13 protein-coding genes are annotated in these 12,649 nt (G+C 74.8%); 8 read left to right on the top strand and 5 right to left on the bottom strand.

Annotation, left to right across the window (positions count from 1 at the left end; genetic code table 11):
* Position 1 precedes the first annotated feature (1 nt).
* Genes WCD41_RS29425 through WCD41_RS29455 form a run of 7 tightly spaced genes read left to right on the top strand, consistent with a single transcriptional unit; the run spans position 2 to position 7,008 of the window.
* A complete protein-coding gene (locus WCD41_RS29425; RefSeq protein ID WP_337718811.1) occupies positions 2-1,585 on the top strand; it encodes an acyl-CoA carboxylase subunit beta in 1,584 nt (527 codons plus the stop codon).
* Between the two features lie 22 nt (positions 1,586-1,607).
* Positions 1,608-3,530: an AMP-binding protein gene (locus WCD41_RS29430; RefSeq protein ID WP_337718812.1), complete on the top strand. Its 1,923-nt coding sequence runs from the start codon at positions 1,608-1,610 to the stop codon at positions 3,528-3,530.
* Positions 3,527-3,982 carry a MaoC family dehydratase gene (locus tag WCD41_RS29435; protein ID WP_337718813.1) on the top strand — a complete coding sequence of 152 codons (456 nt, stop codon included), beginning with the start codon at positions 3,527-3,529 and terminating at the stop codon, positions 3,980-3,982. The genes WCD41_RS29430 and WCD41_RS29435 overlap by 4 nt, the downstream gene beginning before the upstream one ends.
* Positions 3,979-4,788 carry an HpcH/HpaI aldolase/citrate lyase family protein gene (locus tag WCD41_RS29440; RefSeq protein ID WP_337718814.1) on the top strand — a complete coding sequence of 270 codons (810 nt, stop codon included), beginning with the start codon at positions 3,979-3,981 and terminating at the stop codon, positions 4,786-4,788. The genes WCD41_RS29435 and WCD41_RS29440 overlap by 4 nt, the downstream gene beginning before the upstream one ends.
* Positions 4,785-5,672, top strand: a complete 888-nt coding sequence (locus tag WCD41_RS29445) for an LLM class flavin-dependent oxidoreductase (RefSeq protein WP_337718815.1) — start codon at positions 4,785-4,787, stop codon at positions 5,670-5,672. Before WCD41_RS29440 ends, WCD41_RS29445 begins: the two co-directional genes overlap by 4 nt.
* Before the next feature lie 12 nt (positions 5,673-5,684).
* A complete protein-coding gene (locus tag WCD41_RS29450) occupies positions 5,685-6,230 on the top strand; it encodes a quercetin 2,3-dioxygenase (RefSeq protein WP_337718816.1) in 546 nt (181 codons plus the stop codon).
* Positions 6,211-7,008, top strand: coding sequence for an alpha/beta hydrolase fold domain-containing protein (locus WCD41_RS29455; RefSeq protein ID WP_337718817.1), 798 nt, complete (start codon positions 6,211-6,213; stop codon positions 7,006-7,008). The genes WCD41_RS29450 and WCD41_RS29455 overlap by 20 nt, the downstream gene beginning before the upstream one ends.
* On the opposite strand, the gene WCD41_RS29460 is transcribed toward WCD41_RS29455, so the two are convergent.
* The 5 genes from WCD41_RS29460 to WCD41_RS29480 all read right to left on the bottom strand — a co-directional run bounded on the left by WCD41_RS29460 (position 6,993) and on the right by WCD41_RS29480 (position 11,701).
* On the bottom strand, positions 6,993-7,409 hold the full coding sequence (locus tag WCD41_RS29460; protein WP_337718818.1) for a hypothetical protein: 417 nt from the start codon (positions 7,407-7,409) through the stop codon (positions 6,993-6,995). The genes WCD41_RS29455 and WCD41_RS29460 overlap by 16 nt on opposite strands.
* 106 nt (positions 7,410-7,515) lie before the next feature.
* Positions 7,516-8,883 carry an MFS transporter gene (locus tag WCD41_RS29465; RefSeq protein ID WP_337718819.1) on the bottom strand — a complete coding sequence of 456 codons (1,368 nt, stop codon included), beginning with the start codon at positions 8,881-8,883 and terminating at the stop codon, positions 7,516-7,518.
* A gap of 98 nt (positions 8,884-8,981) precedes the next feature.
* Complete coding sequence (locus tag WCD41_RS29470) at positions 8,982-9,443, bottom strand: GMC oxidoreductase (RefSeq protein ID WP_337718820.1); 462 nt, start codon at positions 9,441-9,443, stop codon at positions 8,982-8,984.
* 12 nt (positions 9,444-9,455) lie between these two features.
* Positions 9,456-10,538 (bottom strand): GMC family oxidoreductase, encoded by a 1,083-nt coding sequence (locus tag WCD41_RS29475; RefSeq protein WP_337718821.1) that lies wholly within the window; start codon positions 10,536-10,538, stop codon positions 9,456-9,458.
* The gene (locus WCD41_RS29480; RefSeq protein WP_337718822.1) at positions 10,535-11,701 is read right to left on the bottom strand and encodes a hypothetical protein; all 1,167 of its coding nucleotides are present in this window, start codon (positions 11,699-11,701) and stop codon (positions 10,535-10,537) included. The genes WCD41_RS29475 and WCD41_RS29480 overlap by 4 nt, the downstream gene beginning before the upstream one ends.
* A gap of 159 nt (positions 11,702-11,860) precedes the next feature.
* Between WCD41_RS29480 and WCD41_RS29485 the strand changes: the two genes are divergently transcribed.
* Positions 11,861-12,613, top strand: coding sequence for an SDR family oxidoreductase (locus WCD41_RS29485; protein WP_337718823.1), 753 nt, complete (start codon positions 11,861-11,863; stop codon positions 12,611-12,613).
* Positions 12,614-12,649: the final 36 nt, after the last annotated feature.

Here is a 12,649-nt window from a genome sequence, read left to right on the forward strand (position 1 = left end):
CGTGACCGGGACTGCCAACGGCGTGCCTCCCGCGTGGGAGGTGCCGGCGCCCCATCCCCCCGGGACGCCGGCACCTCCCTCGGGGGAGGACGTCCTCGCGGCCGCGGAGCGGGCCCGGCGCGGCGGCGACACGAGCCGGTGGCCGGACAAGCTCCCGGTGCGCGAGCGGCTCGAGGTCCTGCTCGACCCCGGCAGCTTCGTCGAGGACGGTGTCCTGGCCTCGGCGAGCACCCCGGGGATGCCGGCCGACGGCGTCGTCACCGGCGTCGGGACGGTCGAGGGGCGCCCGGTCGCGGTGATCGCGCACGACTTCGGGGTCAAGGCCGGCTCGTGGGGCGAGCGGACCTGCGAGAAGCAGATCCGCATCCTCGAGCGCGCCGACCGCGACCTGCTGCCCGTCTTCTACCTCGTCGACTCCGCCGGCGGGCGGCTCACCGAGCAGATGGGCTTCTTCCCCGGCCGCCGCGGCGCGTCGAAGATCTTCCACCTGCAGGTCGCCCTGTCCGGCCGGGTGCCGCAGATCTGCTGCCTGCACGGCCCGTCGGCCGCCGGCGGGGCGTACATGCCGGCGTTCACCGACTGGGTCGGCATGGTCGACGGGCAGGCGTCGATGTACCTCGCGTCGCCGCGCGTGGCCGAGAAGGTCACCGGCGAGCGCACCACCGCCGAGGAGATGGGCGGCGCGCGCATGCACGCCGAGGTGTCCGGCTGCGGCGACGCCGTGTTCGACGAGGACTGGCAGGCGATCGCCGCCGCCCGGCTGCTCTTCTCCTACCTGCCCGGGCACTTCGACGCCCCGCCGCCCGACGCCGCGCCGCGGGAGCCCGAGGCCGCCGGCTGGGACGGCCTCGTCCCCGAGGACCCGACCGTCGGCTACGACATCGCCGCGGTCGTCGACCGGCTCGTCGACGGCGGCTCGTTCTTCGAGATCAAGCCCGACTGGGCGCCGGAGATCGTCGTCGGGTTCGCGCGGCTCGAGGGGCGGGTCGTCGGGCTCGTCGCCAACCAGCCCCGGGTGCGCAGCGGCGCGATCCACGTCGACTCCGCCGACAAGGCCGCCCGGTTCATCAGCCTCTGCGACGCGTTCAACGTGCCGCTGGTGTTCCTCCAGGACGTGCCCGGCTTCATGGTCGGCGTTGCCGTCGAGCGCCAGGGGATCATCCGCCACGGCGCCAAGATGATCACCGCGATGTCGTCGGCCGAGGTCCCGAAGTTCACCGTCGTCCTGCGCAAGGCCTACGCCGCGGGCTTCTACGCGATGTGCGCGCCCGGCTTCGAGCCGCGCGCGACCCTCGCCCTGCCCAGCGCGTTCATCGGCGCGATGGGCCCCGAGGCGTCGGTCAACGCGGTCTACGCGGGCAAGATCGCGGAGATCGCCGACGAGGACGAGCGCGAGGCCTTCGTCGCCGCCCGCGTCGAGGAGCACCGCGCCGAGGTCAACCTGCTGCGCATGGGCGACGAGCTCGTCGTCGACGCCGTCGTGCCCGGCGAGGAGCTCCGCCGCGAGCTGGTCACGCGCCTGCGGCACGCCGACGGCTGGACCCGCACCCGCGGGCGCCGTCACCACCCCGTCAGCCCCGTCTAGTCCCCGTTTCGCAGGAGCGATCATGGACGACCGCGACACCCTCGCCGCACTGATCTCGGCCCCGCTGCAGCCGCTCGACGAGCGGTGGCGCTCCCCGGAGCGTGCCGCCGAGCTCGACGAGGCCCGCGCCCTGCACGACCGTGACCCCGACGACTACTGGGCCTGGGTCGCCGGCAAGCACCGCTGGCTGACGCCGTGGCAGACCGTGCGCTCGGGCGAGCTCGGCGACTTCCGCTACTTCGAGGGCGGGCGCATCAACGTCGCCGACAACTGCGTCGACCGCTGGGCGGAGTCGACCCCGGACCGGCCGGCGGTCGTGTGGGAGGGCGAGCCGGGCGACAGTCGCACGCTGACCTACGCGGAGCTCGCCGACGAGGTCGACCGCCTCGCCGGCGGGCTGCACTCGCTCGGCGTCGGGCACGGCGACGTCGTCGCGGTGTACATGCCGAACCTCGTCGAGGCGTTCACCGCGATCCACGCGTGCAACAAGATCGGCGCGATCTACACGGTGCTGTTCTCCGGGTTCGGGCGCGACGCCGTCGCCTCGCGGCTCGCCGCGGCGCGGGCGAAGGTGGTCGTGGTCGCCGACGCGATCTACCGGCGCGGGAAGCCCGTCGAGCTGCTCGAGACCCTGCGCGCGGCGCTGCCGGACGCGCCGACCGTCGAGAGCGTCGTCGTCGTCGACCGCACGGAGCGCGGCGTGACGCTCGCGCCGGGCGAGGTCGCGTACGCGGCGCTGCTCGCCGAGCACCCCGAGGGCGCCCCGACCGTCGCGCTCGACCCCAACGAACCCGCCTTCCTGATCTTCACGAGCGGCACCGAGTCGCGTCCCAAGGGCGTCGTGCACTCCGTCGGCGGCTTCCTGCTCGGGACCTGGGCGAACGTGCACTGGCAGGCCGGCCCGGTCGAGGGCGACGTCTACTGGGTGGCCGCCGACGTCGGCTGGCTGACGTTCCCGATCCAGGCCGTGATCGGCGGGCTGGCGCACGGCTCCACGATCGCCTGCTACGAGGGTGCGCTGGACACGCCGGGCCCGTCGCGCTTCTACGACATCTGCGCCAAGCACGGCGTCACGCAGGTGCTGTGCGCGCCGACCGTGCTGCGGATGCTGCGCAAGTTCGGCGATGAGCTGGCCGCCGCCCACCCGCTGGACCGCCTCGCGCTGATCACCGTGCAGGGCGAGCCGCTCGACGGCGAGACGTTCACCTGGGGCTCGGAGACCTACGGCGTGCCGATCGTCAACGCCTACGGGCAGACCGAGACCGGGTCGACCTGGACCTACCCCGTGACCGGCATCGACGACCTCAAGGCCGGCTCGGCCGGTACCCCGGTGCCGGGGCACGCCTTCGCGGTCGTCGACGAGGACGGCCACGAGGTCGCGGCGGGGACCAAGGGCAACCTCGTCATGACCCGCCCGTTCCCGACCCTCGCGCGCACGGTCTGGGACGACCACGAGCGCTACCTGAGCACCTACTTCGGGCGCTTCCCCGGCCGCTACGCCACCAACGACGAGGCGGTCGTCGACGCCGACGGGCACCTCTGGGTCCTCGGGCGCGCCGACGACGTCATCAACGTCGCCGCGCACCGGCTCTCGACCATGGAGATCGAGGCCGTGGTGACCACCCACCCGCGCGTCGTCGAGGCGGCCGTCGTCGGGATCCCCGACGCGACGAAGGGCACGGTGCCGATCGCCTTCGTCACCGTCACCGGCGGCAGCGCCGACGAGGTCCCCGACGAGGTGCGCGCGCTCGTCGCCGACACCATCGGCGGCATCGCCCGTCCCGACCGCGTCATCGTCACGGCGGCGATGCCGAAGACCCGCACCGGCAAGATCATGCGGCGGCTGATGCGCGAGGTCCTGCTGCACGGCGAGGCGCGCAGCGACACCAGCGCGCTGGAGGACCCGGGCAGCCTGGACACGCTGTCGGCGGCGGTGCAGGCGTGAGTGGTCTGTGGTTCGAGGACCTCACCGAGGGCCTCGTCGTCGAGCACGCGACGCGTCGCACGGTCACCGAGACCGACAATGTCCTGTTCACGACGATGACCATGAACCCGGCGCCGCTGCACCTCGACCACGCGTACGCGGCGACGACGGAGTTCGGGCGTCCGCTGGTCAACAGCATGTTCACCCTCGCGCTCGTGGTGGGCCTGTCGGTGCCGGAGCTGACGCTCGGCACGATCGTCGCGCAGCTCGGGCTCGACGAGGTGGCGTTCCCGGCGCCGGTGTTCCACGGTGACACCGTGCGGGTGGAGACGGAGATCGTGTCGGCGCGGGAGTCGAGGAAGCGCCCGGAGGCGGGGATCGTGGTGTTCGCCCACCGCGCCCGCAACCAGCGCGACGAGGTCGTGTGCACCTGCCGGCGCACCGGCCTGATGCACCGGCGGCCGGCGCCGTGAGGGTTCCCCGCAGCCTGCTGTTCGTGCCCGGCGCGCGGCCCGACATGGTCGCCAAGGTGCCGCGCTGGGCCCCCGACGCGGTGGCCGTCGACCTCGAGGACGCCGTCGCCGCGGCCGACAAGGAGACCGCGCGCGAGGCGACGGTCAAGGCCGTGGCGGAGCTTCCCGCGTCCGGGACCCTCGTCCTCGTCCGTGTGAACGGCCCGACGACACCCTGGTACGCCGACGACGTCGCGGCGGTCACGGGGTCGGCGGCGCACGGGGTGGTGCTGCCCAAGCTCGAGTCGCCCGAGCAGCTCGCGGACCTGCGCGCGCGCCTCGACCTCCCCGTGGTCGGCGGGCTGGAGAGCGCGAAGGGCATCGCCCGGTGCCGCGAGATCCTGGCCGGCGGCGACCTGCTGGCCGCCTACTTCGGCGCCGAGGACTACATCGCCTCGGTCGGCGGACGGCGCACCGCGGGGTCGCTCGAGGTGCTGCACGCGCGCAGCGAGGTCGTGCTCGCGGGCGCGCTGGGCGGGGTCGGGCTGCTCGACCAGGCCGTCGTCGCCGCGCACGACGCCGAGGCGTTCCGCGCCGACGCCGCCGCCGGCCGCGACCTCGGCTACGACGGCAAGATCTGCATCCACCCCTCGCAGGTCGCGCTCGCCCACGAGGCGTTCACTCCGACCGACGACGAGATCGCCCACGCCCGGCTCGTGATCGAGGCCGGGCAGTCGGGCGTCGGGGTCGTCGACGGCGAGATGGTCGACGACGTGCACCTGCGGATGGCGGCGGCCGTGCTCTCGCGGGCGGGACTCGACGGATGAGGGTCGGCCTGATGATGCCGCCCACCATGGAGCCGGGCGACGCAGCGCGGGCCGAGGAGCAGGGCTTCGACATCGTCGCCGCCGGCGAGCACGTGCTCTTCGGGAGCCCGACGGCCAACGCGTTCGTCACCCTCGCCGCGGCCGCGTCGGTCACCAGCCGGGTGCGCCTGCTCAGCGCGGTGACCCTGCTGCCGCTCTACCCGGCGCCGCTCGCCGCGAAGATGGCGACGACGCTGGACCGCGTCTCCGGCGGGCGCTTCGAGCTCGGGATCGGGGTGGGTGGCGAGAACCCCGTGGAGTTCGCGGCCTGCGGCGTCCCGGTGCGCGAGCGCGGGCGCCGCACCGACGAGGGCCTCGACGTGCTCGGGCGCCTGTTCGCGGGCGAGGCGATCGACGTCGACGGCGCCCCGGCGACCCTCGACCCGCTCCCCTTCCAGCGCCCGCGCCCGCCGGTGTGGGTCGGCGGGCGCTCGGAGGCGTCGATGCGCCGCGCCGGGCGCGCCGGCGACGTCTGGATGCCCTACCTCGGCAGCCCCGACCGCGTCGCTCGCGGCCTGCGCACCGCGCGCGAGGAGGCCGAGCGCCACGGCCGCGACCCCGCCGAGGTCACCGGCGCCTACTTCGCCTGGAGCTGCGTCGACACCGACCCGGCGGCCGCCCGGCGCCGCGCGCTCGACGCCCTCGCCGCCACCTACGGCCAGGACATGGAGCGCATCGTCGACGCCTGCGTGCCCCACGGCACCCCCGAGCAGGTCGCCGCCCGGCTCGCCGAGTACCGCGACGCGGGCGCCGAGTCGGTGGTCGTGGCCCTGGCGACCGACGACCGCGAGCGGACGCTCGACCTCCTCGCCGGCGAGGTCCTCCCCCGCCTGCGCACCTGCTGAGAGGAGACCCGGATGACCGCGGAGTTCGTCAGGCCCGGCGAGTCGCCCCGGAGCACGCTGCCGGGCAGCCCGTCGCCGTTCGTGCTCGCCGCCGGCGAGGGCGAGCGCGCCCACCTGTTCGACCAGCTGTTCACCGTGCTGCTCTCCGGTGACGAGACCGAGGGGCAGTTCGGCGTCTTCACCATGGAGGCCCCACGCGGCCGCGCGATCCCCGTGCACGCCCACGACGACGTCCACGAGATCTTCTACGTGCTCGACGGCCAGGTGCGCGTCGCCATCGAGGACGCCGACGGCGAGATCCTTGACCGCGTCCTGACCACCGGGGACTTCGGCTACGTCCCCGCCGGGCGCAGGCACACGTTCCGCGTCGAGTCGCTGCGCGCCCGCACCCTGGGCGTGAGCACCGGCGGCTTCGAGCGCTTCTTCGCCGCCGCCGGCGAGCGCACCGAGGCCACGGCGCCGCCGGCGGTCCCGGTGATCCCGTCGGGCGAGCAGCTCGGCGAGGCGGCCCAGCGGTTCCGCAACGAGTTCTTCCACGATGTCCGCCTCATCGACTGAGTACGCGGTCGTCCCCGGGTTCCGCCCGCTGCTGCTCGACCTGCACCGGCCCGCGGAGGTCGCCCCGCTGGTCGTCTTCCTGCACGGCGGCGGCTGGCGGGCGGGCACGCGCGCGTCGTTCGGGCCGATGTACGCCGACTGGTCGCCCTCGCCGTTCGCGCGCCTCACCGAGGCCGGGTTCGCCGTGGCGTCGCTGGACTACCGCCTGTCCGGCGAGGCCCTCTTCCCCGCCCAGCTCGAGGACGTCACGGCCGGGCTGACCTGGTTGCGGTCGCGCTCCGAGGACCTCGGTGTCGACGCGTCGCGGGTGGCGCTGTGGGGCGAGTCGGCGGGCGGGCACCTCGCAGCCCTGCTCGGGCTCGCCGACCCGGACGTGCGCGCCGTCGTCGACTGGTACGGCCCCGCCGACCTGACGACGTTCGTCGACGACGCGGCGGCGGGCGGGATCAGCGCCGTCGACCCCGCGGCCCCGGACTCCCGCGAGGCCCTGCTGCTCGGCGCCACCGCGGCCGCGGACCCGGATCGCGCCCGCCGCGCGAGCCCCGTCGCCCACGTCCACGCCGGCGCGCCCCCGTTCCTGCTCCGGCACGGAACGGCCGACCGCCTGGTCCCCACGCGGCAGTCCGAGCGCCTCGCCGCGGCGCTGGAGGCCGCCGGCGCGGACGTGCGCCTGGACCTCGTGCCCGGCGCGGACCACCTCTGGCGCGGCGACCCCGACACCGCGCGGACCGCCTTTGACGACGCCGTCGCGTTCCTGCGCGCTCACCTCTCGCTCTGAGCGAGCGCCGGCCACCCGACCAGCACGAGGACGACGGCCAGCACCCCGAGCACCGGCCCGAACGGCAGCGCGAACCCCCACCAGAAGACCGCGCCCAGGGCGACCGCCACGAGCGTGAGCACCGCGCCGGACGGCCGGCGCCGCCACACCAGCACCGCGGCGACCCCCTGCAGCAGGCACACCGCGCCGAACGCCAGGAGCAGCGGGACGGTCGTCGGGACGCCGTAGCCCGCGAACGGCCCGCCGCCGTAGGTGGGGAAGCCGAGCACGAGCGGCACGCCGCGTCCCTGGGCGATGCTCGCGATGGCGACCGGGACGAAGACGCCGAACCCGAGCCCGTCGACGAGCAGCGCCACCGCGGCGACCCGCAGCGCTGCCCGCCGCGCCCCCTCGGCCCTCATGGTCGACGAGCGTGGCACCGCCGCGGGTGCGCTCTCCACGTCGGTCTCCCCGGAGAGCCGTGGGTGTCGTGCACTGACGGCTTCCTCGAGACATCAAGGTGGAGAGCTACGCCCGTCGCCCTGGCACCACGACCGCGTACACCACCACGGCGAGCCCGCACACCGCTGCCGCGGCGCCCTGGGTGAGGAAGGCTCGCGCGAAGTCGGCGGACGTCGCCGCGGCGCCGAGCACGACGGCGAGCGCGGCCACGGCGAGCGCACTCGACACGTGGGTCGTGGTCTCGAAGACCCCGTAGGCGGCGCCGCGCTCGCCGTCGGTGCTGTCGAGGCCCGCGGCGACGTTGAGGGTCACCACCGCCAGGGCGAGCGCGGCGCCGAGGACGATCAGCACGGGCATCACGACCGCGAGGTAGGGCGCGTCCGGCACCAGGCCGAGGACCGCGAGCGCCGCCGCCGACACGAGCAGCCCGACGACGGCCCCGCCCCGCCAGCCGTGGCGCGCCAGCACCGCCATCGCGAGCCGGCTGCCCGCGATCGCCCCCACCCCGACCGGCGCGAACGCCAGCCCCGCCAGCCACGGCGACAGCCCGCGGGCGACCTGGAACCACAGCAGGCCCACGTAGACGATCCCGTTGTAGGCGACGACCTGCCCCGGCATGCCGAGCAGCGCGCCCCGCAGGCTGGGCTGGGCCAGCACCCCGCGCGGGATCAGCGGCTGCGCACGGCGCCGTTCGGTGACGATGAACCCGGTCGCGGCGAGCGCGGCCACCCCGGCGGTGAGCCAGGAGCCGGCCTCGCTGATGGTCAGCACCACCGACGCCGCGCCCAGCACGAACCAGGCGCTCGAGGTCCACGGCAGGGACACCCCGCGGTCGCGGGCCTCGCCGGGCAGCATCGCCCACAGCAGCGCCGCGGTGGCGAGCGCGACCGGCACAGCGACCAGGAACACCGAGCGCCAGCCGAGGCCGTCGACCAGGAGCCCGCCGATCACCGCGGCGACCGCGCTGCCGCTGCTGCCCGCCACCGCGCTCGCGGCGAACACGGCACTCCGGCGACCGGGCGCGGGGATCGCGCTGGCCAGCGAGAACGTGTTCGGCAGGGCGAGCCCCGCGCCCAGTCCCTGCAGCAGGCGGCCCGCGATCAGCACGGCGAAGCTGCCCGCGAGCCCGGAGACGAGCAGGCCGAGCGCGAACAGCGCCATCCCGCCGGCGAAGCACGGCCGCGGCCCGACACGGTCACCGAGGCGCCCGCCGAGCAGCAGGGTCCCACCCAACGGCACCGCGAAGGCCGTGATCACCCACGACGTCGCGGACCCCGTCGTCCCCAGCGCCTGCTGGAGCGCCGGGAGCGCGACGGTGACGACGAGGCCGTCGAAGACGACGAGGAGGTTCAGCGCCGAGAGGGCCGCCGCGACGGTCACGAACGAGGCCGTGGACATCGTCGCCACGGCCCGCGCGGCGGCACTGCGGGGCATGCCCGGGGCTCGGCGGCGCGAGGGAGCGGCCAAACCATCTCCCGGCGAGGCCTGCGGCGGTGACCCTCTCCCGGCCGTGACGGCGGCCGGACCGACCGTCAGTGCGCGGCGAGGTGCTCGCCGGGCCGACCCGTCGACGACGGCTCGTCGCCGCTGATCAGGGCCGCCGCCTTCGCACCGATCATCGTGATCGTCGCGTTGGGGTTGACCGAGACCATCGTCGGCATGATCGACGCGTCGGCGACGCGCAGCCCGTCCAGTCCGCGCAGGCGCAGCTCCGGGTCGACGACGGCGTCGTCGCCCGTGCCCATCGCGCAGGTGCCCGCGGGGTGGTAGTAGGTGCTGGCCGCGCGGGCGACGAACCGGCGCAGGTCCGTCGCGCTCGTGACGTCGGGGCCGGGCAGGACCTCCCGGAGGCGCCAGCGGTCGAACGCCCGGGCGGCGCCGATCTCGCGCGAGATCGCGATCCCCTCGAGCAGGCCCTCGACGTCGGCGTCCTCGGCGAGGTAGTTCGGGTCGATGGCCAGCGCGCCGCCCGGGTGGGCGTCGAGGAGCCGCACGCCGCCGCGGCTCTAGGGGGCCACGATCCCCGGGGCGATCGTGTAGCTGTTCGCGGGCGCGGTGAACTCCGGCGAGTGGAACGGGACGTGCACCAGCGCCACCTGGATGTCCGGCGCGGGCGTGCCCCGGGTGCTGGTGGTGAACAGCACGCTCTCCGAGAGGTTGTTCAACCCCGCCGGCAGCGGCTCGGCGGCCTCGTAGACCACGCCGAGCAGCAGGTGGTCGTGGAGGTTGCGGCCGACCCCGGGCAGGTCGTGGACCGGGTCGACGCCGACGGCGCGCAGCTCGTCGGCGGGCCCGATACCCGACTGCAGCAGCAGCCGCGGGGAGTCGATCGCGCCCGCGCAGAGCACGACCTCGCGCTCGGCGTGGAGCCGCTCGCCGTCGTCGAGCTCCACCCCGGTGACGCGCCCGCGCTCGACCAGCAGCCGCGTGACCCGGGCCCCGGTGCGCACCTCGAGACCCGGCCGCCCCGCCATCGGGGCCAGGAAGCAGGTCCAGGTGTCCTGGCGGACCCGGTCGCGGATGGAGGTCGGGTTCCACCCGGCGCCCTCGGTCGTGGCGCCGTTGATGTCGTCGTTGCGGAGGTACCCCACCTCGACGCAGGCCTCGACGAAGGCGGTCGAGGTGGGGTTGGCGTCCTTGTCGCGCAGGGTCGAGACGTGCACCGGGCCGCCGGCGCCGTGCAGCGGCGACGGCCCGCCCTCGTGGTCCTCGAGCCCGACGAACAGGGGAAGCACGTCCTCGTAGCCCCACCCGGCGTTCCCCGCGGCGGCCCAGGCGTCGTAGTCGGCCCGGTGCCCGCGGATGTACTGCATGGCGTTGAGGCAGCTGGTGCCGCCGAGGACGCGGCCGCGGGGCCAGTCGTGGACCCGGTCCGCGGTGTGTGTCTGGGGCACGGTGCGGTAGGCCCAGTCGACGTCGGTGCCCCACAGCGACGGCCAGGCCGTGGGGTCGTGCACGGCGGCGTTGTCGTCGTGGGAGCCGCCGGCCTCCAGCACCAGCACGGTGCCGGCGTCGGCGTCCAGCAGCCGGCGGGCGAGCACGCTGCCCGCCGACCCGCTGCCCACCACGATGTAGTCGGGTCGGCTCACGACGTCTCCTCCTCGACGGCGGCGTGCGGTCGCGGCAGGCCCCAGGACTCGCCGGCGACGACGTACCAGAGCGCCCAGATGATCAGCCAGTCCATGCCGACCAGCGCGCTGCCGGACACCGTGGCGCCGTCGGCGGCCGCGGGTTCGTGGAGCACCACGCCCGCCAGGACGTAGTAGTACAGGGCGAACGTCAGCACGGCGAGCACGAACGTGATGACCGTGCGCCCGACGAGGACGACGCCGAGGCGCCCGCCGGTGGGGCGGTTGCCGAAGGCGTTCGGCCACATGACCATCCAGAACACCCAGCAGACCCCGACCTGCGCGCCGAACATCGGCAGCGTCTCGCCGAGCGCCGCGACGTTCGCCGACCCCAGCACCAGATGGGTCACGCCGACCAGCGCCTCGTAGAGGACCCAGCCGACGACCAGATTCCCGACCAGCGCCGCGAGCGCCGTCCGGCCCGGGCTGCCGGCCAGCCGCCACGGCCAGTTCTCCAGGACGGCGCCGGTGAGGATCGCCGAGACGACCACGCAGTAGAAGAAGCCGATCTGGGTGTACGGGTCGAGCAGCGCGGCGTCCGGCGGCGCCCAGGTCGCCATCGACGGCACCGCGAAGACCAGGTACAGCACCACCACCGGGATCACCAGCGCGCCGAACGACGCGGCGCCGAGCCACGGCTGCTGCAGGCCGCTGCGCGTCCACGGCCAGTGCCCGCAGTTCACGGCGGAGATCACGTACACGACGAAGCTGTAGAGCACGATCAGCGAGCCGAGGATGAAGCCGGCGCCCTCGGCGCGCGCCCCGTCGAAGCTGGCGTCCACCGAGCCCCACCCGGCCGCGAGCAGCCAGGTGATCAGCGCGCCGAGCCCACCGGTGACCACCGCGACCGCGAGCCCCTTCCAGGGCTGGCCCAGCCGCGCGAACGGGGAGAGCTCGAAGGTGAACGCGGCCCAGACGAACGCGATGATCGTCCAGAACATCCAGGCGGTGAGCGGCTGCGGGTAGATGCCGCTCGCACTCCACTCCGGGTCGGCCACCAGGTACCAGCTCACCAGGCTGAGGACGACCACCACCGCGAGGTTGGCCAGGCCGAACGCGTACCAGGGCAGGGTCCGGCGGCGTCGTCGGCCGATGCCTGCGGAGGGTTCGAGGGTCGCCGTCATCGCGCCACCGCCGTTCGAGGATGCTCCGGAGGGCTGTGCGGGCGTGATCGGCACCACACAGTGCTCGTGCACCGTAGGAACGATTCCTGCCGGACGTCAACAGATCATGCATGATTTCGAGAAGATGCATGATTGGAGTCGATCAGGCACACTCCCGCCATGAGAGCACTCGACGGCAGGGTGGCGGTGGTGACCGGCGGGGCCTCGGGCATCGGCCGGGCCACCGCGCGACGGTTCGTGGACGCCGGCGCCTCGGTGGTGGTCGCCGACCGCGACGGGGACGGCGCGGAACGGGTGGCCGAGGAGCTGGGCGACGCCGCGGTCGCCGGCACCGTCGACGTCACCCACCCCGCGCAGGTCGACGCGGCGATGGCGCTGGCGGAGTCGCGATTCGGGCGCCTGGACGTGCTCTCCTGCAACGCGGGGCTGGCGACCTCGCCGACGCCGGCGCTGGACGCCGACCCCGACGAGTTCGCCCGCGTGCTCGCCGTCAACGTCACGGGTCAATGGCTGTGCGTGCGCGCGGCCGTCCCGGCGATGCGGCGTGCGGGCTGCGGCGCGGTGACGATCACCGGGTCGGTCATGGGCGAACGGGCCCGCCCCGGCTTCGGCGCCTACGCCGCGAGCAAGGCGGCCGTGAACCACCTCGCCAAGGTGCTGGCCCTCGAGCTCGCGCCCGACGGCATCCGGGTGAACTGCCTGGCCCCGGTCGCCACCGACACCCCGATGCTCAAGAGCTTCCTGGGACCGGACGACCCCGAGCGCGCCCGCGCGGCGTTCATCGCGGGCATCCCGCTCGGGCGCCTCGCCGAGCCGGAGGACATCGCCGATGCCGCCGTGTTCCTCGCCTCCGACGCCGCGCGCTTCCTCACGGGCGTGGTGCTGCCCGTCGACGGCGGGCGCGCGATCTGACCGGCCCGCTTGACCTACTCTGGCGATCGAGGCAGG

The organism is Actinomycetospora aeridis, assembly GCF_037400275.1.
Classification (GTDB): domain Bacteria; phylum Actinomycetota; class Actinomycetes; order Mycobacteriales; family Pseudonocardiaceae; genus Actinomycetospora; species Actinomycetospora aeridis.